This window comes from Paraburkholderia sp. SIMBA_030 (assembly GCF_046535245.1).
In the GTDB taxonomy this organism is placed as follows: domain Bacteria; phylum Pseudomonadota; class Gammaproteobacteria; order Burkholderiales; family Burkholderiaceae; genus Paraburkholderia.
This window is the reverse complement of sequence record NZ_JAWRXB010000019.1, coordinates 17,792-43,372: the sequence shown is the minus strand read 5'-3', so window position 1 is coordinate 43,372 and position 25,581 is coordinate 17,792. Positions and strand designations below refer to the sequence as shown.

Sequence of the window (25,581 nt, the reverse complement as noted above, 5' to 3'; positions counted from 1 at the left end):
TTTGAAAGATTCGCACTCCGCTGGAAGCATCATTACATCAAATCGCTCTCTTTGGAGTTGAATTGGATCTGCCTTTCTCGCGCCAATCGTGGCATAGTTCGGTCGATTACCACATAAGGAGCAATCAAATGCCCACGTTAGAGCAAATCCAGGCCAAGCTTAAGAAACTCCAGGCGCAAGCTGACGTCCTTATCGCCAGGAAAGCACAACTCGCGGTCGACCAGATTCGTGAACTGATGATGAAGCATGGTCTGACTACTGCGGATATCGAAGCAAAGGCCAAGGCGAAACGCGCGGCGAATGCCTTGCATGGCCGTGCTGCGAATGGCAAGGCAAAAGCCGTCGCCAGTGCAAACGTCAAGAAGGTGGCCAAGTATCGCGACGACAAAACCGGCGCGACGTGGACCGGTCACGGGCGAGCACCGGGCTGGATTGCCGGCGTGAAAGACCGGACTCAATTTCTGATTGAGGGCGCAAGCGAACCGAAGTCCGTGGCCAAAGCTGCGGTCACGCCCGCCGCTGCCGGCCGCAAAGGACAACCTAAAGGCGCACAGCCGCCGAAGTACCTCAACCCGAAAACCGGCGCCACCTGGAGTGGACGTGGTCCTGCGCCGGCATGGCTCGCGGCAGTCAAAGACCGCAGCAGGTTCCTGATCGACAGCGCCGCAGCGGCGACCGGCGGCACGGTCAGCAAGAAGACGGCAGCCAGAAAAGGAGTGGCGGCGAAAAAGACCGCGGTTTCTAAAACGGCGCCGAAGAAAACCCGTACTGCGGCCAAAAAAGTAGCGGCAAAGAAAGGCGCCGCAAAGCCTGCTGCAAAGAAGACCGCAACGAACCGGACGGCGGCAGGAAAAGCGCCAGGCCGCAAGGCAGGGAGTAAAGGCAAAGCCGGCGTAACGGCCACGACGGCGGCGCCGGCAACGTCGGCGGTGCAAGCGAGCGCGTGAGTGCAACGGAGTAGCGAAGTAGATGACTAGCACGCTCGACTCAAACCAGCAGGAAGACCAGATCGTCCTGCTGGACGCTGTTCCTCATCCGGCAGCCGATGCCGCCGAGCCGTTCATTGTCGCCAGCGACCGGCGAGTGATTGTGTCGTATCCGATTGCGGAATCCGACTTCGAACGGTTCGGCCCATTCGATTCCGACGACGACCCGTTCTGCGCGGTGCTATTTCCGGACGCGGTCTTTCATCGGCTCGGGCCACCCGGCGGCGACGATCTCGACATTCATCCGCTTGCATCACAAGGTTTGAATGCGTATTCGGTTCACGAAGTGACGAATTCATCGCTGTCCGCGGAGATTTCGGCCGTCACCTCTCCAGGACCCAGGCGGCGCCATTTCGTGATCACTTTTCAGGACTCGACGTTCGAATGCGTGGCCTCGGACTACACGGTGATCGGCGTATTTGGCGCGGGTGAGATTGCCAGCCGGGAAGCGTTCTCGCTGGTCCGGTAGCACCATTCATCGTTACCGTATCTTTCTCGCGTGATTGCATCGCCCGATTAATTGCCGGGATCGATCACCGGTTTGTCCGGATCCGCCAGGGTTTTATAGGGTAATTGCGCGGCATGCGGGTTGGGCGTCGTGTCGTCGATGACGCGCTCGACGTCCGCGGTTTTTGCGAGTTCGGTCAGGAACGTCTGCTTGTCGAACCCGGGTGCAACGCAGCCTTGCACGTAAATGAAGCGACGTTGCAGCGTGAGCCACAGCGTCGACTGTTCGCGCCAATGGGTCGCGAAGTTGATGTTGGCCAGACGCCGCTGGACAGCCTCGGCGATTTCGACGTCGTAGAGGTACGCGTTCGACAAACGGCAACGGCCTTCCACCCAGCAGCTGTTGCCGCGCTCGATCCGGTAATGACTGTCGTCCAACCATTCCCGTTCGGTTTCGAGCGGACCCAAAGGCACCGGGCATCCGCTGATCGCCCTGGAAATCTGGAAGAAAGGATCGTGGCCGCGATTGGCACGTGCGTCTTCCGCGTGGGCCTGGCAAGTGAGCACGCAGATCAGCAGACTTGCCAGCGTGCGACGGATCGGATGTTTCATTCTTTCGTCTCCGGTTTTTGGGCGCGCTTGCTCCGCGGGTTGAAAGCGGCGCAGCCGCCTTCGATCATGACCTCACCGGCCCTTGCGTCGATTCTCGACGGCGAACTTGATCAACTCGGCCTGGCCTTCGATATCGAGCTTGCGCTTCAGATTCAGCCGGTGTGTCTCGACGGTGCGCACGGACAGGTCGTTGCGTTGAGCGATCTGTTTGCTCGATAGACCTTCCGCGAGTGCATCGAGGATATCGCGTTCGCGCGGGGTGAGCCGTTCAATCGGCGATTGCGTCGCCGACGCCTGAATCAGGCGCGCGCCCAGCCCCGCGCTGAAAAACGTCTTGCCTTCGAGCACCGCGCCGATCGCCTGGATGATCTCGGTCGCGGGCGAGTCCTTCAGCACGTAGCCACTGGCGCCCGCGCGCACCGCCTGGGTCACGTATTCGAGGTTGTCGTGCATCGACAGCATCAGCACGCGAATCGCCGGGAAGCGCTCATGAAACATGCCGGCTAGCGCGATGCCGTTCATGCCGTTCATCCCGACATCCATCAGCACCAGATGAGGTTCGTGGCTGGCCGCGAGCGCGAGCGCTTCCTGCGCATTGCCCGCTTCGCCGACGATCTCGATGTTGCGCACCGCTTCGAGCCGGGCTCGCAGGCCGTCGCGCACGAGCGGATGATCGTCGATCAGGATGAGACGTGCGATGGCGGATGAGGTGTCGTTCATGTTCGGTTTTCCTGCAAGGCCGGCAAATGAGGCGCGTGTGTTCCCAACGGCAACGGTACGCGCGCGGTCACGATCGTATGGCCGGTTTGCGAGCTGAGCGACAGCTTGCCGCCCAGCGCGTCCAGCCGCTCGCGCATATTGCGCAGTCCGACACCGGCGCGTGGCCCGACGAACGCGTGCGCCACGTCGAAACCGCGCCCGTTGTCGGAGATCGACAGCGTGACGGCGTCGTTCGATACTTCCAGCGACAGCGCCGCGTTCGATGCCTGCGCGTGCCGCACGATATTCGTCAGCGTTTCCTGCGCAATGCGGAACAGCGCGGTGTTGACCGCTTCCGGCAAAGCCGCGGCGTTCGTGTGCGTGATCTGCGTGAAGCCGATCGCGATACCCGACTCGTCGCCCAGTTCTCGCGTAAGTTGTTCCAGCGCGGCCGCTACGCCGAGGTCGTCGAGCATCGACGGACGTAGCGCGTGGGAAATGCGGCGCACTTCGCGCAGCGTGTCGCCGAGCCGTGCGAGACTGGTCGAGAGCGCGGCTTCCGCCGCGGGCACGCGCGTCTCGCTGCGTTCGAAGCGCGCCAGCGCCGATTCGAGCAGCAGCTTGGCCGACACCATCATCTGACTGATGCCGTCGTGCAGTTCGCGCGAGAGTCGCGCGCGTTCGTGTTCCTGCGACTCGACCACCTGCTGCGCGAGCCGCTTCAATTTCGCGTCGGCGCTGCGGTATTCGGTGACGTTGAGCACCAGCGCGCATAAGGCGATCACGGCGAGTCCGGCCAGTGCGATCGCATCGATCCACTTCATCGTGCGATCGATGTTCGCCGCCGCGCGCTGGTCGATGTGCGCGAGCGTCGTATCCACGTCGTCCAGATAGATGCCGGTGCCGAGCATCCAGCCCCATCGTTCGAGCGGTACAACATAGCCGAGTTTCGACGCGAGCTTGCCCGTCGACGGACGATGCCAGACGTAACGCACATAGCCGCCGCCGCGCGAGGCGGCGGCGAGCAGTTGTTGAATCGTCGGCGTGCCTTGCGGATCGCGCAGCGCCCACAGATCGCGTCCGACCAGATCGGGCTCACGCGGATGCATCAGCGAACGGCCATGCATGTCGTAGACGAAGAAGTAGCCGTCCTGGCCGAAGTCCATTTTCTCCAGGATGTCGAGCGCGCGGGTGCGCAGCATCGCATCGTCGCGCGCGTTGTCGCGTCCGGCGTCGTAGAGCGGCGCGATCGCGGTGGTGGCGAGTTCGACGTAATGCTTGAGTTCGATTTCCTTGCTGGCCATGTACGCTGCCTGCGTCGTGGCGTGCTGCGTTTCGGCGAGCGCCGTGGCCTCGTGGCGCACGCCGATTTCGATGCTCGCGATGGCGGCCAGAAAGGGCACGATAGCCAGCAGGAAGATCTTCGCTTTGAGTTTCATCGTTGAAAAGACGGCCGATGGGCTACGTAGTATTGCGTAGCCGGCTTACGTAGTTGCGCGCTTGTGAGGACGCTCACGAAGGCGAATACTACATCCCCACGGCGTACCGCGCCTTTCGGGCGCGGCACGCCTTCTTGCCCGCAGTCGCGAATCCGGGCTGGCCCGGCATATTTATAAAATCAGCAGGAGACACATGAACCTCGTTTCAAACTCCGGTTTTTCCGCCTGATAGCAGGTAACCGGTTGTCCGCGTGCCGGATCACAAGTCATGTCACGCGGTTTCGATAATAAACTTAGGAGAAGTTCGTGGAGACCTCCCAACCGGCCGGCCGTTCATGGCTATGGCTTATCTTGCTGATTCCGTACATCGCACTGTTGTGGCTGCCGTTCTATAACGACACGCGTCCTTCGTTTGCGGGCTTTCCGTTCTTCTACTGGTATCAGTTCCTGTGGGTGCCGTTGACCTCGCTGCTGATTTACGTCGTGTACCGAGGTGTCAAATGAGCGATCTGAATCCTGTGAATCCGGTTGCGATGACCGTCTTTATCGCGTTCTTTGTTCTCGTCACCGTGATCGGTTTTTTTGCCGCGCGCTGGAAGCGGGGTGATCTCACGCAGTTGCATGAATGGGGTCTTGGCGGCCGCCAGTTCGGCACGGTGATTTCATGGTTCCTCGTGGGCGGCGACTTCTATACCGCCTATACCGTGATCGCGGTGCCCGCGCTGGTGTACTCGGTGGGTGCGTACGGGTTCTTCGCATTGCCGTACACGATCATCGTCTACCCGTTCGTGTTCGCGGTGATGCCGAGGCTGTGGAAAGTCGCGAAGGAGAAGGACCACATCACGGCGGCAGACTACGTGCAGGGCGAATATGGCGGCAAATGGTTCCCGGCCGCGGTTGCGCTGACCGGCATTGTCGCGACGATGCCGTATATCGCGCTGCAACTGGTGGGCATGCAGGTCGTGATCAAGGGCTTGGGTGTGAGCGGCGAAATGCCGTTAATCGTCGCCTTCGTGATTCTTGCGTTGTACACGTACGCCAGCGGCTTGCGGGCGCCGGCGATGATCGCGTTCGTGAAGGACATCATGATCTACATCGTCGTAATCGCGGCGGTGTGGCTGATTCCGTCGAAGCTTGGCGGTTACGCGCACGTGTTCGATGCGGCCGATACATATTTCAAGGCCAAGGGTGGCGCGACGGGCATCATCCTGAAGCCGGCGCAATTTACAGCGTATGCATCGCTTGCCTTGGGCTCGGCGCTGGCCGCGTTCATGTATCCGCACACGATGACGGCGGTGTTGTCGTCTTCCTCCGTGAGCACGGTGCGTAAGAATGCGATTTTCTTGCCGGCTTATACTTTGTTGCTCGGGCTGATTGCGTTGCTTGGGTATATGGCGATTGCGGCCGGCGTGCACGTGAAGTCGGCGTCCGACATGGTGCCCGCGCTGTTCAACACGCTGTTCCCATCGTGGTTCGTCGGCTTTGCGGCTGCTGCGATTGCGATTAGCGCGCTGGTGCCCGCCGCGATCATGTCGATTGGGGCGGCCAATCTTTTCACGCGGAATTTGTGGCGTCCTCTCGTCTCGCCGGATATCACGCCTGCCGCGGAAGCTTCTACTGCGAAGATTGTTTCTCTGGTCGTCAAGTTTGGCGCGCTGTTGTTTATTGTGTTTTTGCCTACGCAGTATGCGATTGATTTGCAGTTGCTGGGTGGGGTTTGGATTTTGCAGATCTTTCCGGCTATTGTTTTTTCTCTCTATACGCGGCGGTTGAACACGCCGGGGTTGTTCTTGGGGTGGCTTGTCGGGATTGTCATTGGGACCGGGATGGCTGTTTCGCAAGGGCTCAAGCCGGTGTTTGCCATGCATTTTGGCGACGCTGTCTATCCGGTTTATATCGGGTTGATTGCGCTTGCGGCTAATGTTGTTGTTAGTTTCGGTGTCTCGGTGTTGTCTCCTCGGAGAGTTGTTGTTATGAGTTGAGGTTTTTTTGTTCCTGTGCGGGGCTTATGTCTGTGTGCCTGCGGTGGTGGCCTTTCCTTGCTTTGTTATTGGTCTATTAGCGTTCCCCCTGTGCGGGGGGGCACCTACTTTTCTTTGCCGGCCGCAAAGAAAAGTAGGCAAAAGAAAGCGGCTCAAACCGCTAATTCTTAAGCGGGTCCCCTGGCTTGGAGGAGGCAGTGGAGCATCTGGAATCGGTGTTCTCGCACATTATGCCCTGGTGACAAGGCAGTCATTCTTCCGGCGGCGCTGCGCGCGCCGTGGCGGTACTTCATCAAACCGTCCGCCGAGTCTGGCGCGCGTAGTTCGCTCGACTCGGTGGCTTGCCATAACACGCGTAAGCGCGATTTGCCTTGCGCTGGTCGCGCACGCCGCGGTGGCATTTCCAAATCGTCGGCGCAATTCAGCGTTTCGCTGAGGCGAAGCCAACGGTCCCACTCCGCCCACAAACAAGCCATTGGTTTCACTTGCAGACTGTCCCGGCGAGCACGCAGTGCGAGGCGGGAAGAACGACACGGAAGACGCGTCATTCCCTTCGGTTTTGAGAAGTACCGCTGCGGCGCGCGCAGCGCCGCCGGAAGAATGACTGCCTTGTCACCAGGGCATAGTGTGCGAGAACACCGATTCCAGATGCTCCACTGCCTCCTCCAAGCCAGGGGACCCGCTTAAGAATTAGCGGTTTGAGCCGCTTTCTTTTGCCTACTTTTCTTTGCGGCCGGCAAAGAAAAGTAGGTGCCCCCCCGCACAGGGGGAACGCTAATAGACCAAAAAGAAAACAAGGAAAGGCCACCACCGCAGGCACAACAACCAAAGCGCCGCGCAGGCACAAAAAGAACAAGAAAAGACACCGCCGCAGGCGCACAAACAACACGCACTGCACAAACCAAACAGAACAAAAAACACCAAAGCAAAACAAAAAACCATCCGCCGCACGGCGGCCCCAGCCTAACAAAGGGTATCGACGCCGACCCCATCCCAGGCCAGAATGCCGCTAACGTACAGAGCGGTGAGCGCACAACACTCGCCTGAAACGACAGATCCGGAGGTGCCACCGCATGCTGAATCTGAAACCTGTTCCAGGCAACAACAAGCACAAGCCGGCAGTCAAGGCCGCTCCCTGCATTGCCGGTCTATGCCTCCTGCTCGCATCGACCGCGGGCCACGCTCAGGAGTTCTCCCTGTTCGGCGGCGGCTCGCGCGCCGGCAACACGAACACCTACACCTGGGCCATCAACTATCAGGAAGGCCTGGGCCAGTACTTCGCCGCCAGCTTCACGTGGCTCAACGAAGGCCACATCCCAAACCATCACCGCGATGGCCAGATGATCCAGCTATGGGGCCGTATTCCAGTAGGAAACCCGCAGTTCGTCCTGCAAGCGGGCATCGGCCCATACCGCTACTTCGATACGACGACGGCCGTGCAAGGCGGAAGCTATTCGGATACCCACGGCTGGGGCGTGGTCTACAGCGTGCGCGCTGCATATTACGCATCGAACCAATGGATCACGCAACTTCAGTTGAACCGCGTGCATGTGCAACGCGGGCCGGACGCGACGAGCGTGATGTTCGGCGTCGGCTATCAACTCGATGCGCCGAACTCGCCCGGTCCGCGCGATTGGGCCAGCGGCAGCACGCACAAGGTCACGAATAACGAAGTGGCGGTGTATGCCGGCGAAACCATCATCAACTCGACCAGCTCGCCAACCGCGCTAGGCGGCGCGATCGAGTACCGGCGCGGCCTCGCGAAGTACCTCGACGTCACGGTCGGCTATCTTCACGAAGGCAGCAGCAAGGTGGCGCGGCGCGACGGTTTCACCAGCCAGTTGTGGGCAACCCGCGCGTTTCTTAACGACAAGGTCACGCTGGCGCTCGGCGTCGGCACGTACTACGCGATCAACGAATATGAGGGCAGTCTCACGCCAGGGCCGGGCGCCGGGAAGTTCTCCGGCCTCGTCACGATCGCGGGTTCATATCGCTTGACGGACCATTGGGACGGGCGGATCGAATGGAATCGGGTCGTCACCCGCTATGACCGGGATTCGGATGTGATTTTTGCCGGCCTGGGATATCGATGGTAAAAAGCCGATATGCGGACCAGGTGGAGAGCGATTACGAATTGTTCATGAAGGCCTGCCGCAGCGGTGTACTGCAGGCTCGCACCGACGAAGATATGGCGGCGGATTTTCGCGTGTAGCGGTGGTTTTTGCGCGGTTCGCAGCGTGCCGGGCGGCGGGACGCAGACGCAAATGCTGTGTTCAGGCGTCGGTACGCGCTTCGCGCAGCGTCACGAAACGCAATTGCTGGCGGCGCGCCGCGTCGATCACACGCGGCAGGACCGCGAGTATCACCGGTTTGCCCTCGACGGTGAGAGCGGCATTGCCGTCGTGCAGCAGCAGGATATCGCGCGCGGCGAGGCCGTCGAGCAACCGCTCGGCGACGACTTGCGGATCGCGCTCGCGGGTATCGAAGCCGCGCCGCGTCCATGCCGCGAGTCGCAAATCGAGCGTCTGCAACACGGGTTCGAGAAAGAGGTTGCGCAGACCCGCCGGCGCGCGGAAGAACATGGGCCGCTCGCCGCTCAGTTCTTCGAAGGTACGCTGCGCGGCGTCGATCTCGCGCGTGAGCGCGCCCGGAAACGTCACCGAAAAGGTGTGCACGTGGACCTGCGAATGGTTTTCGAGCGCATGGCCGCGCGCGACGATCTCGCGCACCAGCTGCGGATAGCGCTGCGCCTTCGCGCCGATGCAGAAGAACGTGGCGCGCACGCCGTAGGCGTCGAGCAGATCGAGTACTTGCGGCGTGACCTCCGGGTCGGGGCCGTCGTCGATGGTCAGTGCGATGGCGTCGGCATTGCGTGCGCCGGCGGGCAGCCGCGTCCAGTTCGGGCCCAGCAGCGAGGTGCGCGGCAACAGGCCTGCCACCGTGAAAATGGCGTGATTCGCGAAGATCGCGGCGAGCCACCACGGCCACGCGGACGGCACGAGCAGCCAGCCGGCCAGTACGGCGACGTGCCATGCGGCGGTGGCGGTCAGCATCGCGGGATAGCCGGTGCGCGGCCAGCGGCGGCGCGGCGTGGCTGCGGCGCCAGCCGCGTGGCGTGGTGGCGAGGAGAGTTCGGTCATTAACGGTGCTTCCGGGTGCTTCCAGTCTTCCTTCCCCCGTCCAGGGAAGGCCTTGCTTCGCGCGCATCGCGCACAACGGCAAACGATACCATTGTTGCGCCGTGCGTCGTGCTCGCGGGCCGTCGCCAGGCGTCGCCGCACGCGGCGCGGAAGATCACCGTATACTGAACGCTTCCCGCCATCCGGAAGCCATTCGCCGTGCCCCGCGCCACGCCCAAGGACGACCCGAAGCCGGTGCCGCCCGTGCAGCCCGATCTCGACGATTGTTGTCATAGCGGCTGCTTTCCCTGCGTCTTCGATCTTTACGACGACGCACTCGATCGCTATCAGGCCGCGCTCGCGCAATGGCAAGCGCGGCATGCGCAACAGGGGCGGCGGAGCAAGCCGCGCGCACGCCGCTGAACGGCGCTTACGCTTCATGTCAAGGCCGCAGCCATCCCAAACGTCTCCGTCATGACCGACCTTCAGCCCGCTCGCGTCGAACCCTTCAGCGAATCGCAAGTCGACTCCCATACCCTGGGTGACCTGCACAGCTTCGTGCAGCGTTATCCGCGTCTGTTCGTGCTGACCGGCGCGGGCATCAGCACCGACTCCGGCATTCCCGGCTATCGCGACGACAACGGCGAATGGAAGCGCTCGCCGCCGATCACGTTGCAGGAATTCCTCGGCACCGTCGCGATGCGCCAGCGCTACTGGGCGCGCAGCATGGTCGGCTGGCCGGTGGTCGCCGATGCGCGGCCGAACGCCGCGCATACCGCGCTTGCACGGCTCGAAGCGGCCGGTCATGTGCCGACGCTGATCACGCAGAACGTCGACGGTTTACATCAGTGCGCGGGCAGCCGCGAGGTGATCGAATTGCACGGCGGGATCAACGGCGTGACGTGTCTCGACTGCGGAACGCAGCACGCGCGCGCATCGATCCAGCAGACGCTCGAAGCCGAGAATCCCGCCTTGCTGAACGTCGCCGCCGAAACCGCCGCCGATGGCGATGCGCATCTGGAATGGCACGATCTTGCGGCGTTCCGCATTCCGGCGTGCTCGAATTGCGGTGGTTTATTGAAGCCGTCGGTGGTGTTCTTCGGCGAAAACGTGCCGCGCGAGCGCGTCGAAGCCGCTTCGCATGCGCTCGATGCGGCGGACGCTGTGCTGGTGGTCGGTTCGTCGTTGATGGTTTATTCGGGCTATCGCTTCTGCGTGTGGGCGCAGAAGCAGGGCAAGCCGGTCGTCGCGATCAATCTTGGGCGCACGCGGGCCGATCCGCTGCTGTCGCTGAAAATTGCCGCGCCTTGCGCGGAGACGTTGACCGCGCTGGCGGGCCGTTTGACTGAAGCTGAACATGACTGATTTCCATCCCGCGCTGCGGCAACACTCGCCGTCCGCCGAACGCAATCGCGAACCGATCCTCGCGGTATTGCGCGCGGTGTTGCCGGCCGCCGGCCGCGTGCTGGAAATCGCCAGCGGCACCGGCCAGCACGCAATCTGCTTCGCCGGTGCGTTGCCCGGCCTCGACTGGCAACCGAGCGATCTCGATGCCGACGCGCGGGCTTCGATCGCCGCGTGGACCGCGCATGCCGGGCTCGAAAACGTGCGCGCGCCGCTCGCGCTCGACGTGCATCAGCCCGATTGGGGCACCGGCGCGCCCGGTACGCTCGACGCAGTAGTCTGTATCAACATGATTCACATCTCGCCATGGACTGCGGCGCAAGCGCTGTTTGCCGGCGCGAGCCGCCGGCTCGCCGATGGCGGTGTACTGTATCTGTACGGTCCTTACAAGCGCGGCGGCGCGCATACGTCGCCGAGCAACGATGCGTTCGATCAGCAATTGCGCAGCCGCGATCCCGCATGGGGGGTGCGCGATATGGAAGCCGTGGTAGCGTTAGGCGAATCGGTCGGTTTGCTGTGCGACGAGCCGATCGCGATGCCGGCCAACAATTTCAGCCTGGTATTCAGGAAACGGCACGGCGCAGTGCGAGTCTGACAAGCGTTCGGCTGGATGCGAACCATACGCAAGCTTAGTGAGCGGCACGCAGTGGAAAGCCCCATTCGCTGCCCGCCACCAAGCGGCAAGCCGGCATTTCTTTTATCCTTTCACCCTCGATGTCCCGCCGACGATCGTTCCGGCGCGACGTCCCGACATTTTTTGGACTCTGGAGAATTCACATGGGCAAACAGGCAATCGGCGTGGTGGGGCTAGCGGTCATGGGCCGCAATCTGGCGCTCAACATCGAGAGCCGCGGCCACGCGGTGTCGGTGTTCAACCGTAGCCGCGAGAAAACCGACGAACTCATCGCCGAATATCCGGACAAGAAGCTGGTGCCGGCCTTCACGCTGGAAGCTTTCGTGGAGTCGCTGGAAAAGCCGCGCCGCATTCTGCTGATGGTCAAGGCAGGCGAGCCGACCGACGCCACCATCGCCTCGCTCAAGCCTTTGCTGGACAAGGGCGACATCCTGATCGACGGCGGCAATACGCACTTCACCGACACCATCCGCCGCAATCAGGAACTGGCGAAAGCCGGTCTGCACTTCATCGGCACGGGCGTGTCGGGCGGCGAAGAGGGCGCGCTCAAAGGCCCGTCGATCATGCCGGGCGGTCAGCGTGACGCCTATGATCTGGTCGCACCGATCCTCACCGAAATCGCCGCGAAGGCGCCGGACGGCGAGCCGTGCGTCGCCTACATGGGACCGGACGGCGCGGGCCACTTCGTGAAGATGGTGCACAACGGCATCGAATACGGCGACATGCAGCTGATCGCCGAGAGCTATGCGGTGCTCAAGCAGGTGGCGGGTCTGTCGAATGAAGAGCTGGGCAAGGTCTACACCGAATGGAATCAGGGCGAACTCGACAGCTACCTGATCGAAATCACCTCGAAGATTTTCGGCAAGAAAGACGAGGAAACCGACAAGGATCTGGTCGACGTGATTCTCGATCGCGCCGCACAAAAGGGCACCGGCAAGTGGACCAGCCAGAACGCGCTCGATCTCGGCGCGCCGCTGCCGCTGATTACCGAAGCCGTGTTCGCGCGCGTGCTGTCGTCGCTGAAGACTCAACGCGTGGCCGCGAGCAAGGTACTCGAAGGACCGCGGGCGAAGCCGCTCGGCACCGAGCGTGAAGCGTTCATCGAGTCGGTGCGCCGCGCGCTGTACTTCAGCAAGGTGATTTCGTACGCGCAGGGCTTCGCGCAGCTACGGGCGGCGTCGGAGGAATATAAGTGGGATCTCGACTTCGGCACGATCGCGAAGATTTTCCGCGCCGGCTGTATCATCCGCGCCCGCTTCCTGCAAAAGATCACGGACGCTTATACGAAAGACAAAGCGATCGCCAATCTGCTGCTCGACCCATACTTCCGCGACATCGCGGCGAATTACCAGTCGGCGTTGCGCGACGTGGTAATCGCCGCGATCGATGCGGGCGTGCCGGTGCCGGCTTTTGCCTCGGCCATTGCGTATTTCGACGCTTATCGTTCGGAACGCCTGCCGGCGAACCTGGTGCAAGCACAGCGCGATTTCTTCGGCGCGCATACGTTCGAGCGTATCGACAAGCCGGGCAGCTTCCACGCGAACTGGAGCTAGGCGTTTGAACCGCGGCCCGTCGCGCGCTTGCCATAAGGCGTGCCGGGTTGCGGCAGCGATTGAAATCGGGGCTGGCAATTATTGCTGAAAGCTATTATTCAAATAGCATGCGGACACAATGGTCTACCAACTGTTGCGAAAAGCGAAATAGAGTTTAGTCGTTTCAGGGGTTTCCCCTAGATGTCGACGCTCCTAAACTTGTTCTTAAGCGCTACGAGACATGGGTCCCGAAGCGAATTCAAAACAAGTTTTGGAGGTTAATCATGAAGACGTTTATTTCCGCAGTTGTTGTTGCCGCCGCTCTGGCCGCTCCTGTTGCTTCGTTTGCCCAATCGAATCAGCCCGTGACGCGCGCTCAAGTTCGCGCTGAACTGGTGCAACTCGAAAAGGCCGGCTACAACCCGAATGGCGATCGCATCGACTATCCGGCCAACCTTCAGGCCGCACAAGCACGTGTCGACGCACAGAACGGTACTGCTCAAGCCGTGAATAGTGGCTACGGCGCACCGATCGCCGGCAGCTCGCAAGCTGGCCGCCCGATCAGCGGCAACGACCGTCAATCGGTTTACTTCGGCAACTAATTTGCGTCGAAGCTGATGCAAGCGTCGCGTGGCGAACAGGTGGTGCGCAATAAAAAACGCCGACCGCTTCCGGTCGGCGTTTTGTCGTGTGCGGCTCGCCTGAGCGCATTCTGCCGGTTCGACACCGCTTGCTCCTGCGCGCCGCGCCGTTGCAGGTCGCGGCGCGCCAGTGCGGATGCGGCCTAATGCAAGGTGCGATGCCGGTGGCCGATATCGTCGAACAGCGCGCGGCTCGGTTCGAGCGCGAGCAGCCAGGATTCATCGTAACCGCTCAAATTGTCGAGCGCCTCGCGCAGCCGCTCGATCGCCACGGCGGGAATCTCGACGCTCGCCTCGACACCGCTCGACAGGCCCGCGATGCTGGCGAGCTGCACCAGCGCGTCGGCGGCTTCGGCCACGTCCACCGCGAAAACCAGATGGGTGTTCAGCAACTCGACCAGCCCGGGCGACGCCGCGACATCGTCGACGTTGAGTTGCACGGCCAGAAAGGTGGCTTTGTTCATCCCCGACTCCTCACAGATCAGAGCGTTTTGCGTACGGCACGTTGCGGCAGCATGACTGAGTATAGGCGAGGCCTCAAAGGATTCAATCAGTCATACGAATAGCGCGGCGCGGTTTTCGGGCGGCAGTGCGACCCGCTGAGAGCGCCGCTGCGAGTCATATAATGGGGCCAGCCGAAACATGCGGGTGCGCTGCCCCGGCTGGCCTGTATGCCGGATGGAGAGCGGGAAGGCTGTGCCGTGCTCGTCAACCGTCAAATCACTACGAAGATCATTCGCGGCGGTGCCGGTACGGGCGCGCGCGGCGGGCATAATGAGTGTTGCCGCTTCGGTTGAACACGACAGCTGCGCTTTGCCGCGCACGCTGGCAGATCAATTGAATCAACGTGTCGAGGATCATCACATGACAAGACAATGGCAACAATTCACGGGGACGCGGTTTCTGATCGCGGCCACGTTTGGCGTCGTGCTCGGCGGCTGCACGACGATGCCGTGGGAAAGCACGCCATTCTATAACAGTACGCCGAGCCGGCCGACCACCCTCGGCACGGTCCCCGTGCCGGCCGGTTTCTATCGCGTCAATCCGGGTGACACGCTCGCCGGGATCGCTTCGGCGTTCGGCCGTCGGCCGCAGGACCTCGCGACATGGAACGGTCTGGCGCCGAACACCGCGGCCGTCAACCCAGGGCAGGTGCTGCGCGTTGCGCCGCCGATGGCCTCCGGCAGCGTGGTGACGCCACCGGTCAACGTGGCCGGCGCGAACGGCCCCGCTGGCGCGCCTGCCGCCGCCGCTCCGCAGCAGGGCGTGTTGCTGTGGCCGTTGCGCGGGCCGGTGCTCAAAGGCTTCGCGCCGGGCAGGTCGAACGGCATCGTAATCGGCGGACATCCCGGCGATCCGGTCAAGGCGGCCGCCACCGGCCGGGTGGTGTACGCGGGCTCCGGTATCGAGGCGTACGGGCCGCTGATCATCATCAAGCACGACGATTCACTGATTACCGCCTACGGGCAAAACAGCACGCTGCTCGTCAAGGAAGGCGACGCCGTCGCGCAAGGCCAGACCATCGGCGAAGTCGGCGTGGATAGCCGGGGTGTGGCGTCGATCCAGTTCGAAGTGCGCCAGAATGGCCAACCGGTCGATCCGCTTGGCTGGTTGCCCAAGTCCGGCGGCTGAGTTCCGTGCCCTGGCCGGGAGCAAGCGGAGACGGCGTGCGCAGGTTTTGGGCGCGATTCACGGCGCTGCGGTAATTGAAATACACTGTGTGGTTCGACAACCGGAGCCGCGCCCGCCAGATGAAGCATGCGAAGCGGCCCGCCGACCCGCCGTGGCGGGCCGTCAAACAGAGGATTCTCACGATGATCGATTTGCGCAGCGATACCGTAACCCGTCCGACGCCGGCCATGCTCGCCGCCATGTCGGCCGCCGAAGTGGGCGACGACGTCTGGGGCGACGACCCGACCGTGCTGCGTCTGCAAGCGAGCGTCGCCGAGCGTGCCGGCAAAGAGGCCGGCCTGTTCTTCCCGAGCGGCACGCAAAGCAACCTGGCCGCGCTGATGGCGCACTGCGCGCGCGGCGACGAATATATCGTCGGCCAGCTGGCGCATACCTATAAGTACGAAGGCGGCGGTGCCGCGGTGCTCGGCAGCATTCAGCCGCAGCCGCTCGACAACGCCGCCGACGGTTCGATTCCGCTCGACAGGATTGCCGCCGCGATCAAGCCGATCGACAACCATTTCGCGCGCACGCGGCTGCTTGCGCTGGAAAACACCATCGGCGGCAAGGTGCTGCCGGCGGGTTATGTCGCGCAAGCCGTGCAACTGGCGCGCCAGCACGGGCTGTCGGCTCACCTCGACGGCGCGCGCGTCTACAACGCGGCGGTCGCGTCCGGGCAGCCGGTCGGGGCGCTGTGCGGGCCGTTCGATTCCGTATCCATCTGCTTTTCGAAGGGCCTGGGCGCACCGGTCGGCTCGGTGCTGGTCGGCAGCCAGGCGCTGATCGACGTGGCGCATCGCTGGCGCAAGGTGCTGGGCGGCGGCATGCGCCAGGCGGGCGTGCTGGCGGCTGCTTGCCTGTATGCACTCGATCACAATGTCGAGCGTCTCGCCGACGATCACGCGAACGCCGCGCATCTGGCTTCCGGCCTCGCCGACATCGGGCAGGTCGAGGTGCAGTCCGTGGCGACCAACATGGTGTTCGCGCAGTTTCCGCAGCAGCATTGCGTGCGGCTCGAAGCGTGGCTCAAGGAGCGTGGCATTCTTACGCAGATGCTGTACGCGTCGCGATTCGTCACGCATAAGGATGTGTCGCGTGCCGATATCGATACGTTTATCGCGGCAGTGAAGGGGTATTTCGCCGCGCATTGAAGCGGCGACGCATTTGAAGCACTGAAGCAGCAAAAAGCGGGCGCACTGTCACGGCAGTGCGCCCGCTTTGTTCATTTCGCCGTCGCTTTTGCGGGCATGCCGGTCCGGTGAGACGGCGCCAGAAGCCGCAGCCCGCTCGCAAGGCTCGCTGCGCCGGCGAAGAAAGCCCCGGCGCCTAGCGCGAGCGTCGGCCCGTGCCGGCCCGCGATGCCGAAGCTCAGCGCGACCAGCGCCGCGCCGGTGGTTTGCCCGAGCAGCCGCGCGGTCGCGACAATGCCGCTGGCGCCGCCGCTGCGCTCGGGCGGCGCACTCGCCATCAACGCTTTGAGATTCGGCGACTGAAAGAAGCCGAAGCCCGCGCCGCACACCGCCATTCGGAAGCCGATATCGAGCACGTGCGGATGCGCCGGCAACAACGCGAGCGACGCCATTCCCACCGACATCACCGCGAGGCCGATCGCGCCGAGCAAGCCCGCCGGATAGCGGTCGGACAGCCTGCCTGCCAGCGGCGCGGCCAATGCCACCACCACCGGCCACGGCGTCATCAGAAAGCCGGTCTCGACCTGGCTGCGATGCAGCACATCTTCGAAGTAGAACGGCAGCGACACGAACGCCAACCCTTGCGCGGCGAACGAGCACACGGCGGTCACCGCCGACAACGCGAATACCGGCCGCTTGAACAGGTCGACGGGTAGCATCGGCGCCGGGTGTCCCGCTTCACGCCGGATCAGCAGCAGCCCGAACCCGACGGCAACCGCCGCGGCGCTCAGCACCTGTTGCGCCGGAGCCCGCTGGGCGGCCTCGCCGAGCGCGAAGATCAGCGCCGCGAAAGTGATCACGTTGAGCAGCGCGGCGACCGGGTCGAAGTTGTGCGTGCCGCGCCCGGTGTGCGGCAACGCCGGCCATGCGAAGGCGAGCGCCAGCAGACCGAGCGGCACGTTGATCGCGAATAGCCACGGCCATGCCGCCACCGACAGAATCAGCGACGCCACCGTCGGCCCGACCGCGAACGACACGCCGACGATCAGCGCGTTGGTGCCCAGGCCGCGGCCGAGCCGATGCGGCGGATAGAGAAAACGGATCAGCGCGGTGTTCACGCTCATGATCGCGCTCGCGCCGAGCCCTTGCAGTACGCGCGCGGCGGCCAGTTGCGGCAACGTCGAAGCGAGCGAACAGGCCAGCGACGCCAGCGTGAACAGTGCAATGCCGCCGATATAAATGCGCCGATGCCCGACGATGTCGCCGAGCGCGGCGAGCGGCAGCAGCGTCGCGACCATCGCAAGCTGGTACGCGTTGATGACCCATACCGACGCGGCGGGTGCGGCGTGCAGATCGGCGGCGATGGCGGGCAGGGCGGTGTTGGCGATCGCGGTGTCGAGCGTGGCGAGCGCGACGGCCAGCATGATCGCGGCCATCGCGCGGCGGTTCGCTGCGGACATCGGGCCGTCCGCCGGGTAAGTGTGAGCGGAATTGGCGTTGGATTTGTCGGACAAGGCGTGGCTCGTCGGGTTAAGCATGCCGAAGCGCCGGCCGCGTCAAGGATGACGCGGTGCGCATGCGGCAGGGTTGGGTGTGGAGTGAAGCGCGCATGGCCTGAGTGCAGCGGTCAGGGCGGCTTGCGCAGTGAATGTAGCAATTGTTACAGAGACGTGGAAATCGTGCTGAGAAGGCGGCGGCAGGGGCGGCGGTTCTGGTGACGTCTTAATGCAACTAACGGTCAAGCCCGCGCCGCGTCTTCGAACTCGGGCGGCGACCGCACGATACAAGCTCGCGCGGGAAACACGTCGAGCAGGCGAGGCGGCCCGATTCGACCACCTATCGCCGGCATCGAGTCGTTCATCCGCACGTCACACGATAGAAAAATAATCGCGCTGCGTCTCGTCGAAGCGCACGCTCATCGCTCGCCGGCGTTTGCCGGATCGTTTGCTTTTTTTGCACACCGATGCACGTGCGCAGTGCCGTGAATGCGCCGCTTGCACCGCGCGCGTGCGCAAAACCTGCGAAGTACCGCATGTCGGCGGGCATGGCATGTGCGTGGTAGCCGCTCGCGCTCGCCGGTGTCCGCGGGCCGTAAAATGTTCTACTCTGCTTGTTAACCCGCCTGACCGGCACGCGCCTCCCGTCCGTCAACTGTGCGGTTTGCGCATGCCGCGTCGCTTTCTCCCGGAGGCTTCGATGACAGCCGTCGATCTGGAATTCGACCAGCTCAACAGTACCGTCGACGCGCTACGGCGCTCAATTTCCAATCGCATGATGTACGGCGTCGGCAAAGACGCCGTCACTGCTCACCCGCACGACTGGCTGCACGCCGCCGCGCTGGCCGTGCGCGACCGGCTGGTCGCGCGCTGGATGAAGACCACGCGCCTGCAATACGAACAGGACGTGAAGCGCGTTTACTACCTGTCGATGGAATTCCTGATCGGGCGCACCTTCACGAACGCGTTGCTCGCGCTCGGCATCTACGATCAGATGAAGGAAGCGCTCGCGAGCCTGGGCGTCGACATGGAAGCGCTGACCGATCTCGAGCCGGATGCCGCGCTCGGCAACGGCGGCCTCGGGCGGCTGGCCGCCTGCTTCCTCGATTCGATGGCGACGCTCGGCATTCCGGGCTTCGGCTATGGCATCCGTTACGAATACGGCATGTTCCGTCAGGAGATCGTCAACGGCGAGCAGGTCGAAGCGCCGGACTACTGGCTGCGCGCGGGCAATCCGTGGGAGTTTCCGCGGCCCGAGATCAAGTACATGGTGCACTTCGGCGGCCGCACGGTGCAGCGCAACGAGCACGTCGAGTGGATCGACACCGAGCATGTGAACGCCATGGCCTACGATACGGTCATTCCCGGCTACGCGACTGGCGCGACGAACACGCTGCGCCTATGGTCGGCGCGTGCGACCGAAGAACTCGACCTCGGCGCGTTCAACCGCGGCGACTATCGAAACGCGGTCGACACGAAGAATATGTCGGAGAACGTGTCGCGCCTGCTGTACCCCGACGATTCGACGCCGGCAGGCCGCGAGTTGCGGCTTCGCCAGGAGTACTTCTTCGTTTCGGCGACGATGCAGGATCTGATCCGCCGCTATCAGCGCACGCACAGCACGTTCGGCCGTTTCGCCGAAAAAGTGGCGGTGCATCTGAACGATACACACCCGGTGCTGGCGATTCCGGAGCTGATGCGTTTGCTGGTGGACGTGCATCACGTGCCGTGGGACAAGGCGTGGAAGCAGATCACGCAGATGTTCTCGTACACGAACCACACCTTGATGCCCGAAGCGCTCGAAACGTGGGACGTCGAGACGCTCGCGCGTCTGCTGCCGCGCCATCTGGAGATCATCTTCGAGATCAACGCGGAGTTTCTCAAGCATGTCAGCGAGCGTTCGGGGCATGATGCCGAGATGATCCGCCGCATTTCGCTGGTCGACGAATATGGCCAGCGGCGCGTGCGGATGGCGTACCTGGCGATCGTCGCGAGTCACAAGGTGAACGGCGTGTCGAAGCTGCATTCGCAACTGATGACGCGCGATATTTTCGCCGACTTCGCGCGCATCTTTCCGGAGCGCTTCACCAATGTGACCAACGGCATCACGCCGCGGCGCTGGCTCGCGCAGGCGAGTCCCTCGTTGTCGTCGCTGATCGATCAGCAGATCGGCAAGCATTGGCGCAGCAATCTGTTCGAGTTGGCGCAGCTGCGCGATTTGCGCAACGACTCGGCGTTCATCGACGCCTTCCGTGAAGCGAAGCGGCAAACCAAATTGCGGCTCGTACAACGGCTCGCGCATCACACGAAACTTCAGTTCGATCCCGACGCGCTATTCGACCTCCAGGTCAAGCGCATCCACGAATACAAGCGGCAGTTGCTGAACGTGCTGCACGTGATCGTGCGCTACAACCAGATTCGCGCGAACCCCGCGCGGGACTGGGTGCCGCGCGTAGTGATGTTCGCCGGCAAGGCCGCCTCTGCGTATCGGATGGCGAAGACGATCATCAGGCTGATCGGCGACGTCAGCGCAAAGGTTAACCACGATCCGCTGATCGGCGACCGGCTGAAGGTGGTGTTCGTGCCGAACTACGGCGTGAGCGTGGCCGAGCTGATCATTCCGGCAGCCGATCTGTCCGAACAGATTTCGATGGCCGGCACCGAGGCGTCAGGCACCGGCAACATGAAGCTCGCGCTGAACGGTGCGTTGACGATCGGCACGATGGACGGTGCGAACATCGAGATCTGCGACGCGGTGGGACGCGAGAACATCTTTATCTTCGGCCACACCGCCGACGAAGTGGACGATTTGCGCGCCACCGGCTACCGGCCGCGGCAACTCTATGAGGAGAATCCGGACTTGCGCATGGCGCTCGACCAGATTCGCACGGGCTTCTTCTCGCCGGACGATCCGCTGCGGTTCTCCGACATCTTCCACACGTTAGTCGATTGGGGCGACCACTACATGGTGCTCGCCGATTTCGCGGCATTTGCGAAGGCGCAGGACGACGTGGATGCGCGTTTCGTCGACCCGCGCGCGTGGGCCGGGAGTGCGATCGAAAATGTTGCGGGCATGGGGCAGTTTTCGTCGGATCGCACGATCGGCGAATATGCGCGCGACATCTGGCATGTGAAGTCGCTCGATATGGAGTGACGGGGTGCGGTTGTTTGCTTCAAAGAAAAAGGCCGGTTCGAGAGAACCGGCCTTTTTTCTAGCGCTCGACGATTATCACGGCGCGAACCTTTCGCTCACCTTCGCTGCATACAGACCCAGCTGCCCGCGCGGGAAGTCGAACAGCACGTCGATGTTCTGCATCCCCATCAAGCCGACCACGATGCGGTTTGAATGCGGTTTCGCCTTCACGATTGCGACCTGCGCGCTCTCATAACGGTGCACCCACGGCCCCGTGCCAATTGCTACTTCGTAGTTGCCCCGATTGAGCACCTTGCCTTCTTCGTCGTCGCCGGTCCAGTTCGGCGCTTTGTCTGTTTCGATGCGGATCATGCCGGTGCTGCCGGTTGCGAACACCAGCGGCGCGCAAAAAGTCATCTTGTTGCCCACGTTCACACAGCCTCTCGGCCATTGCGCGGTGCCGTCTTTCGACACGGTCATCGGCACCATCGTGTAGTCCTTCGTAATCGTGCTCGATGGGCTCAGCACCATGTACGATTTCGCGAAGTTCGAATGCACCAGATAACGTTGACCGATGTTGCCGGGCAGGGCGCGCAGCGGTTGCGTGTAGCTGCCGTCATTCGGCTGCGCGGCGCCGGCGCCGGCGCCGACGCCGAAAATGCCGGAAAAGGCCCAGCCGAACTCGCCGGTGTAGCCGTCCATCGCGACGCAGCGCCTTGCGGTGGGCTGGCAGCGCACGGTTTCGACTGCTTGAGCGGTGACCTGCACCGGTGTCGTGCCGGCGATGCTGAGCGGCAACTTCAGCGCCGCGCCCAAAACTTCCGCGCCGTTCGCCAACGGCAGCGACGACACGCCGCCGGCGCTCGCGTAGTTCGAGCCGGGCAGCACCGACTTCAATACCCGTACGCCTTGCGTGCCCGTGTCGAGCGCAACATACACCGGCTTGCCGTCGAGCTGAACCGGCAGGCCGAGGCGCGCGTGATCTTCGTCGGCGCGCTCCACATGCAGCGGAATCAGCAGGCCGTCATTGCCGCCGTTGATCAGCGCGGCAGTCGAGGCAGGCGGGGTAGGCGTGGGGAAGGTAGTCGAGCAGCCGGTCAGCGCGACGCTGGCGACGGTCGCGGCCAGCGCCGCCGCGGTGCAATGACGAAAATGATGATGAAAATGCCGAAAGGACCGGTGGGTGGCATCGGGAGACGACAGGAACATAGGATCACGCTTTGCAAAAAAGGCGGTCCCTGGCGAAGGCGAAGCATCGTGAGCTGCGAAATGGACAGCACGGGCGGCAATTTCACTGGTTTGCCGCGGCGCGGGCGGGGAAACCGGGACGCTTGCGGGGGCCTGCGGGAGGGAACACGCGATAACAGGAGCGCCGACTCTACATGGCCACCCGCGGGCAATTGCAAAGATGTGTAAAGGTTTGGCGTGCTGCTAAAGATGCGCCCGTGCAAGCATTGATCTATGTCAATAGTCGCGTGGACGCCGAATCACGGTGGTCTGCGCGCGGCCCAACGTGGCGCGGTCGAGGGCCGTTGTCAGCAGACCGATGACGTCGTCGAGCGTGCGCGAGGTGACTTCGATGCGAAAGGTCATGCACTCGTGTTGTTTGTCGATGGTGACGACATAGAGACGCAAATCGTCCCCGAGCGCGGCATGCAATGCGCGCCGTCCGCTCGCGGACGACGTGCCGGGCACGGTCACGTCGATGATCACGAGCGGAATGATGAGATGCGTGGGACGGGCAACGCGCAGCGCGCGCGGCAGGGAGAGTTCTGATGTGGCAGCGGACGTTAGCATCGTGATTGCGCCGCTGCGGCGAGGCGGCGCGCGTTGTTGATACCTGTCCACTCTAGCGATGCGCGCCTCAACGACGCGCAAAAGCTGCCGCGCCGCGCATTAATTTTGTGTTAACGCGCGGCGCCTGAATGTGCCACTTGAGCGCACCACGCCGAGCGCTTTGCGCACGGCTTAAGCCGCGGGCGCGGCAGCGGCCGCCTTCGCTTCATGCACGGCCACGGCGACCCGCTCGACGAATTCGCGGTCGATGCTCGCCAGTGCCTCACGTTCGCCATCGGCGGTCTGCACCATCAGACGATGGGTGATGTCCTGGGTCGCCCAGGTGAGCCAGCCGACCACCGCCAGCATCGTGCCGCACACAATGCCCGCCGGCGAGTGCCATATCGCGCCGGCAATGGCGCCGGCCAGCCCGATCAGCGAGATCGTGGACGGTAAGACTTTGTTCTTCTGCACGGTGACGACCTGCACGTCCAGAACGTCGCGCAGCGGGAACACCTGGCCGGCGGCTGAGAGCGCGTTACGCGTGACCGATACGCCACGATCATTGAAAGGGGTTTCCATCGAATCGAATGCAAGCGGTGGCAAAGCGCGCAGCGTACCAGACTTTATTTTCCTAAAGTTATGGACTTTTTGATGGGCTGCGAGGCCCGCTGTGCAAGGGGCATCGGTCTGCCTGACTAAAAATAACAGTTAAGGATTTTTTTGACTAAAATTTGGCGTCATTGTCGAGCACTTCACTGCGAACGGCCTTCATGGCATACCATCAGCTTACGATTCTAGCGTCCAAATGGAAGCTAGGCTCGGCGGAATTACGTGATCTTAATGCGCGGCGGTTTGCAGCTCCTGGGTAATGCAGTTGCCGTCGGCATTGCCGCGAGGGGCAGCGGCTAGTAGGCGGCTTTTCTTGAGGTTTGTTCGACGCCTGCCCATGTCCGTGGGTTCGGGGCGCGCGACGGCGCGTGCGGGCAGGCGGGATGGTGGATGGGCGCTGATGCTGTGCCGAAGCGGTGCAGTCGCGCAGTTGTGATGGCGAAGCGGACGTGCGAGGGACTACGCAAAGCTGTAGGCGCAAACGTCCTGCCGCAGAGCCGACGGTCGGGTTGCTTGTCCTGGGACAGTTGTTCTCATGTCTCGCCTAGGCGCGTGGGTGATGCGCGAATCGGCGCGGTGCGCGCAAGGATATCGATGACGATCATCGGCGCGCCGCAGTGCCGGCAGATGAAGGCGGGGCGCGTTTCGATGACGGTTTCGGGGGGAGGTGTTGACCCCGGTCGGGACGTGTAGCAGTTCACGCACCTTCGCGAGACTGGCCCCGGCTCACCGGGTTGGCGAGCAGTCCGAAGTGACGGATACGATGGACGCCGCCGGGCAGAACATGGAGGAGGAAGCGGCCATCTGGAACGAGGCATGACGAACAGCCGAATTGGGTCGTCTTATGCCTCTGCATAGACTCGTTCACTCGAGACCACCTGCGATCAAATCTTGGGTCGGAGTGCGGCTAAAGGCGATCATTTCCAGCTCTCCTGCCAACGTCCGAGTAGTGCCGTCGAAAAGTCATCGCACTTCGGTCCGCGCCTCTTCGGCGCGCATTTGGAATGCGGACCTTACCCGCACCGAATATGAGCCAGCTGATGTTCGGACCGATCGAGAAATAGCGGCTCGGCGCGGTGAGAAACGTCGACGCGTTCAGGCTCTCCAGGCCCGCAGCGCCAGTCAGCGAGAAGTGCGGATAGAGATCGGCCTGAGCGACGCCGATACGGGCGTTCGCGGCGGCAATCCGGTGTTCGGCCACCCGGATATCCGGCCGGCGGCGCAGGAGGTCGGACGGAAGGCCGACAGGCACCTCCGCCACTGCCAACGGAATTGCTTGCGGCGCATCCAGCTGGGCCAGCAGTTGTTCCGGTGGTTGCCCGATCAGCGCGCCAATGCGATAGATGGACGCGCCATGCGTGCGATCGTATTGCGCGCCGACGTCGACGGTAGGATATTGCTCTGCTCCGGCGATGCCACGCAAGGCTCGCGCTTCGCGTATGCGCGCCTGGGCAACGGCCAGGTCGGGCGCGGATTGCAGCGCGTCCGCCATCAGCGAATCGAGCGTTGCGTCACCAAAGCTTTTCCACCACGCGTCGTCCGAGGTTTGCGATGCTTTTGCCGCGCTGGTTTGTTCGGTAAAGCTCGCCGGCATCGCTGGCTTTGGCGGCACAAAGTCGGGTCCCACGGTGCAGGCCGCGAGGAGTCCTGCCGATGCAGCGACGCTAGCGGTAAGACTGACGACAGAAGTGAAACGGCGTCGCAAGCCATGATGGAGGCTCGCCGGCTGCGCTGCCGCTAGTTGCCGAAGCCGAGCCATGCCGGGCGCTCCCTGACGAAGAGTGATTCGTTCAGCCTTCAGGAATCGATGGAGAAGTGTCATGTCGATGCGGGAGACACTCGACGCCTTGAGGGCCGACTTCAAGGCGGGCAAGCATCCCCCTACAACGCAGCGCCGGCAATCCATCCGGTCATGTTGCGCGCGACCGCCGAACCGATCGCGAGCGGTCAGGCGGGCGGCACATAATCCGTCCAGGCGAGCGCATCGACATCGCCGCTTTGCGAAGAAGCATGTGGAGGGCTTCTGGTTGTGCTGCGCGGATGATCTGAGCCGGGCCATCGGGCATAACGTCGCTCATGAAACGCTTGATCGCGGACGGCCGCTATGCAGCTTCTGCTGCGTCCCCGATCGACCGAAACATGGCTCGTACGCTCGACTCCAGGATGAATGTCGACGGTCGTATGCTCGCGGATAGCGCGGTCCGTTTGCGTCAGCAAAACGGACCCGCGAGCTCCGGTCGGGCACGCGGGCTGACGAGCCATGCACGA

Annotated in this window: 24 protein-coding genes; 13 read left to right on the top strand and 11 right to left on the bottom strand. The window is 62.9% G+C overall.

The window, feature by feature from the left end; translation table 11 throughout:
* Window positions 1-128: 128 nt before the first annotated feature.
* Both SB772_RS28600 and SB772_RS28595 read left to right on the top strand, forming a co-directional pair.
* Window positions 129-947, top strand: a complete 819-nt coding sequence (locus tag SB772_RS28600; RefSeq protein ID WP_410836531.1) for an H-NS family nucleoid-associated regulatory protein — start codon at window positions 129-131, stop codon at window positions 945-947.
* A 22-nt stretch (window positions 948-969) separates the two neighbouring features.
* Window positions 970-1,455 (top strand): hypothetical protein, encoded by a 486-nt coding sequence (locus tag SB772_RS28595; protein WP_410836530.1) that lies wholly within the window; start codon window positions 970-972, stop codon window positions 1,453-1,455.
* Window positions 1,456-1,502: 47 nt separating this feature from the next.
* Here the strand turns inward: SB772_RS28595 and SB772_RS28590 are convergent, their stop codons facing one another.
* The 3 genes from SB772_RS28590 to SB772_RS28580 form a co-directional block, all read right to left on the bottom strand.
* Window positions 1,503-2,045: a hypothetical protein gene (locus tag SB772_RS28590; protein ID WP_410836529.1), complete on the bottom strand. Its 543-nt coding sequence runs from the start codon at window positions 2,043-2,045 to the stop codon at window positions 1,503-1,505.
* 72 nt (window positions 2,046-2,117) lie between these two features.
* A complete protein-coding gene (locus tag SB772_RS28585; RefSeq protein WP_410836528.1) occupies window positions 2,118-2,765 on the bottom strand; it encodes a response regulator in 648 nt (215 codons plus the stop codon).
* A complete protein-coding gene (locus SB772_RS28580) occupies window positions 2,762-4,183 on the bottom strand; it encodes a cache domain-containing protein (protein ID WP_410836527.1) in 1,422 nt (473 codons plus the stop codon). Before SB772_RS28580 ends, SB772_RS28585 begins: the two co-directional genes overlap by 4 nt.
* A 306-nt stretch (window positions 4,184-4,489) precedes the next feature.
* On the opposite strand from SB772_RS28580, the gene SB772_RS28575 reads away from it, so the two are divergent.
* The 3 genes from SB772_RS28575 to SB772_RS28565 all read left to right on the top strand — a co-directional run bounded on the left by SB772_RS28575 (window position 4,490) and on the right by SB772_RS28565 (window position 8,261).
* Entirely contained in the window at window positions 4,490-4,687 is a 198-nt protein-coding gene (locus tag SB772_RS28575; RefSeq protein WP_007177944.1) for a DUF3311 domain-containing protein, read from the top strand.
* Entirely contained in the window at window positions 4,684-6,165 is a 1,482-nt protein-coding gene (gene mctP / locus SB772_RS28570) for a monocarboxylate uptake permease MctP (RefSeq protein WP_410836526.1), read from the top strand. The genes SB772_RS28575 and mctP overlap by 4 nt, the downstream gene beginning before the upstream one ends.
* A 1,073-nt stretch (window positions 6,166-7,238) precedes the next feature.
* Window positions 7,239-8,261 carry a hypothetical protein gene (locus SB772_RS28565; RefSeq protein ID WP_410836525.1) on the top strand — a complete coding sequence of 341 codons (1,023 nt, stop codon included), beginning with the start codon at window positions 7,239-7,241 and terminating at the stop codon, window positions 8,259-8,261.
* A 177-nt stretch (window positions 8,262-8,438) separates the two neighbouring features.
* On the opposite strand, the gene SB772_RS28560 is transcribed toward SB772_RS28565, so the two are convergent.
* Entirely contained in the window at window positions 8,439-9,305 is an 867-nt protein-coding gene (locus SB772_RS28560) for a polysaccharide deacetylase family protein (protein ID WP_410836524.1), read from the bottom strand.
* 198 nt (window positions 9,306-9,503) lie between these two features.
* Here SB772_RS28560 and SB772_RS28555 point away from each other — a divergent pair, with 198 nt between their 5' ends.
* From SB772_RS28555 to SB772_RS28535, 5 genes are all read left to right on the top strand, one after another.
* The gene (locus SB772_RS28555; RefSeq protein WP_410836523.1) at window positions 9,504-9,707 is read left to right on the top strand and encodes an oxidoreductase-like domain-containing protein; all 204 of its coding nucleotides are present in this window, start codon (window positions 9,504-9,506) and stop codon (window positions 9,705-9,707) included.
* 51 nt (window positions 9,708-9,758) lie between these two features.
* Complete coding sequence (locus SB772_RS28550) at window positions 9,759-10,649, top strand: NAD-dependent protein deacetylase (RefSeq protein ID WP_410836522.1); 891 nt, start codon at window positions 9,759-9,761, stop codon at window positions 10,647-10,649.
* Window positions 10,642-11,283 carry a DUF938 domain-containing protein gene (locus SB772_RS28545; RefSeq protein WP_410836521.1) on the top strand — a complete coding sequence of 214 codons (642 nt, stop codon included), beginning with the start codon at window positions 10,642-10,644 and terminating at the stop codon, window positions 11,281-11,283. Before SB772_RS28550 ends, SB772_RS28545 begins: the two co-directional genes overlap by 8 nt.
* Window positions 11,284-11,465: 182 nt before the next feature.
* Entirely contained in the window at window positions 11,466-12,875 is a 1,410-nt protein-coding gene (gndA, locus tag SB772_RS28540; RefSeq protein WP_410836520.1) for an NADP-dependent phosphogluconate dehydrogenase, read from the top strand.
* Window positions 12,876-13,138: 263 nt separating this feature from the next.
* A complete protein-coding gene (locus tag SB772_RS28535) occupies window positions 13,139-13,456 on the top strand; it encodes a DUF4148 domain-containing protein (RefSeq protein WP_410836519.1) in 318 nt (105 codons plus the stop codon).
* A 182-nt stretch (window positions 13,457-13,638) separates the two neighbouring features.
* Here SB772_RS28535 and SB772_RS28530 read toward each other — a convergent pair whose 3' ends face one another.
* Complete coding sequence (locus SB772_RS28530; RefSeq protein WP_410836518.1) at window positions 13,639-13,959, bottom strand: hypothetical protein; 321 nt, start codon at window positions 13,957-13,959, stop codon at window positions 13,639-13,641.
* 400 nt (window positions 13,960-14,359) lie between these two features.
* Here SB772_RS28530 and SB772_RS28525 point away from each other — a divergent pair, with 400 nt between their 5' ends.
* Together SB772_RS28525 and ltaE are read left to right on the top strand one after the other, a co-directional pair.
* Window positions 14,360-15,127, top strand: coding sequence for a peptidoglycan DD-metalloendopeptidase family protein (locus SB772_RS28525; protein WP_410836517.1), 768 nt, complete (start codon window positions 14,360-14,362; stop codon window positions 15,125-15,127).
* A gap of 182 nt (window positions 15,128-15,309) precedes the next feature.
* Entirely contained in the window at window positions 15,310-16,317 is a 1,008-nt protein-coding gene (ltaE, locus tag SB772_RS28520) for a low-specificity L-threonine aldolase (RefSeq protein WP_410836642.1), read from the top strand.
* Between the two features lie 71 nt (window positions 16,318-16,388).
* Here ltaE and SB772_RS28515 read toward each other — a convergent pair whose 3' ends face one another.
* Complete coding sequence (locus SB772_RS28515; protein WP_410836641.1) at window positions 16,389-17,756, bottom strand: MFS transporter; 1,368 nt, start codon at window positions 17,754-17,756, stop codon at window positions 16,389-16,391.
* 736 nt (window positions 17,757-18,492) lie between these two features.
* On the opposite strand from SB772_RS28515, the gene SB772_RS28510 reads away from it, so the two are divergent.
* Window positions 18,493-20,946 carry a glycogen/starch/alpha-glucan phosphorylase gene (locus SB772_RS28510; RefSeq protein ID WP_410836516.1) on the top strand — a complete coding sequence of 818 codons (2,454 nt, stop codon included), beginning with the start codon at window positions 18,493-18,495 and terminating at the stop codon, window positions 20,944-20,946.
* Between the two features lie 75 nt (window positions 20,947-21,021).
* Here the strand turns inward: SB772_RS28510 and SB772_RS28505 are convergent, their stop codons facing one another.
* The 5 genes from SB772_RS28505 to SB772_RS28485 all read right to left on the bottom strand — a co-directional run bounded on the left by SB772_RS28505 (window position 21,022) and on the right by SB772_RS28485 (window position 24,940).
* Window positions 21,022-22,134 carry a hypothetical protein gene (locus SB772_RS28505; RefSeq protein WP_410836515.1) on the bottom strand — a complete coding sequence of 371 codons (1,113 nt, stop codon included), beginning with the start codon at window positions 22,132-22,134 and terminating at the stop codon, window positions 21,022-21,024.
* 255 nt (window positions 22,135-22,389) lie between these two features.
* The gene (locus SB772_RS28500) at window positions 22,390-22,722 is read right to left on the bottom strand and encodes a hypothetical protein (protein ID WP_410836514.1); all 333 of its coding nucleotides are present in this window, start codon (window positions 22,720-22,722) and stop codon (window positions 22,390-22,392) included.
* A gap of 171 nt (window positions 22,723-22,893) precedes the next feature.
* Window positions 22,894-23,283: a DUF6232 family protein gene (locus SB772_RS28495; protein ID WP_410836513.1), complete on the bottom strand. Its 390-nt coding sequence runs from the start codon at window positions 23,281-23,283 to the stop codon at window positions 22,894-22,896.
* A 727-nt stretch (window positions 23,284-24,010) separates the two neighbouring features.
* Complete coding sequence (locus SB772_RS28490) at window positions 24,011-24,169, bottom strand: transposase (RefSeq protein ID WP_410836512.1); 159 nt, start codon at window positions 24,167-24,169, stop codon at window positions 24,011-24,013.
* Window positions 24,170-24,220: 51 nt separating this feature from the next.
* Window positions 24,221-24,940, bottom strand: coding sequence for a TolC family protein (locus SB772_RS28485; RefSeq protein ID WP_410836511.1), 720 nt, complete (start codon window positions 24,938-24,940; stop codon window positions 24,221-24,223).
* Window positions 24,941-25,581: the final 641 nt, after the last annotated feature.

Bases quoted from the DNA above. Each gene is read 5' to 3' on its own strand.
- SB772_RS28515 (WP_410836641.1), bottom strand. From the start codon at position 17,756: ATGTCCGCAGCGAACCGCCGCGCGATGGCCGCGATCATGCTGGCCGTC.
- SB772_RS28510 (WP_410836516.1), top strand. From the start codon at position 18,493: ATGACAGCCGTCGATCTGGAATTCGACCAGCTCAACAGTACCGTCGAC.
- SB772_RS28585 (WP_410836528.1), bottom strand. From the start codon at position 2,765: ATGAACGACACCTCATCCGCCATCGCACGTCTCATCCTGATCGACGAT.
- SB772_RS28490 (WP_410836512.1), bottom strand. From the start codon at position 24,169: ATGCAGAGGCATAAGACGACCCAATTCGGCTGTTCGTCATGCCTCGTT.
- SB772_RS28590 (WP_410836529.1), bottom strand. From the start codon at position 2,045: ATGAAACATCCGATCCGTCGCACGCTGGCAAGTCTGCTGATCTGCGTG.
- SB772_RS28595 (WP_410836530.1), top strand. From the start codon at position 970: ATGACTAGCACGCTCGACTCAAACCAGCAGGAAGACCAGATCGTCCTG.
- SB772_RS28495 (WP_410836513.1), bottom strand. From the start codon at position 23,283: ATGGAAACCCCTTTCAATGATCGTGGCGTATCGGTCACGCGTAACGCG.
- SB772_RS28550 (WP_410836522.1), top strand. From the start codon at position 9,759: ATGACCGACCTTCAGCCCGCTCGCGTCGAACCCTTCAGCGAATCGCAA.
- SB772_RS28565 (WP_410836525.1), top strand. From the start codon at position 7,239: ATGCTGAATCTGAAACCTGTTCCAGGCAACAACAAGCACAAGCCGGCA.
- SB772_RS28530 (WP_410836518.1), bottom strand. From the start codon at position 13,959: ATGAACAAAGCCACCTTTCTGGCCGTGCAACTCAACGTCGACGATGTC.
- SB772_RS28535 (WP_410836519.1), top strand. From the start codon at position 13,139: ATGAAGACGTTTATTTCCGCAGTTGTTGTTGCCGCCGCTCTGGCCGCT.
- SB772_RS28505 (WP_410836515.1), bottom strand. From the start codon at position 22,134: ATGTTCCTGTCGTCTCCCGATGCCACCCACCGGTCCTTTCGGCATTTT.
- gndA (WP_410836520.1), top strand. From the start codon at position 11,466: ATGGGCAAACAGGCAATCGGCGTGGTGGGGCTAGCGGTCATGGGCCGC.
- SB772_RS28560 (WP_410836524.1), bottom strand. From the start codon at position 9,305: ATGACCGAACTCTCCTCGCCACCACGCCACGCGGCTGGCGCCGCAGCC.
- SB772_RS28545 (WP_410836521.1), top strand. From the start codon at position 10,642: ATGACTGATTTCCATCCCGCGCTGCGGCAACACTCGCCGTCCGCCGAA.
- ltaE (WP_410836642.1), top strand. From the start codon at position 15,310: ATGATCGATTTGCGCAGCGATACCGTAACCCGTCCGACGCCGGCCATG.
- SB772_RS28525 (WP_410836517.1), top strand. From the start codon at position 14,360: ATGACAAGACAATGGCAACAATTCACGGGGACGCGGTTTCTGATCGCG.
- SB772_RS28500 (WP_410836514.1), bottom strand. From the start codon at position 22,722: ATGCTAACGTCCGCTGCCACATCAGAACTCTCCCTGCCGCGCGCGCTG.
- SB772_RS28600 (WP_410836531.1), top strand. From the start codon at position 129: ATGCCCACGTTAGAGCAAATCCAGGCCAAGCTTAAGAAACTCCAGGCG.
- mctP (WP_410836526.1), top strand. From the start codon at position 4,684: ATGAGCGATCTGAATCCTGTGAATCCGGTTGCGATGACCGTCTTTATC.
- SB772_RS28580 (WP_410836527.1), bottom strand. From the start codon at position 4,183: ATGAAACTCAAAGCGAAGATCTTCCTGCTGGCTATCGTGCCCTTTCTG.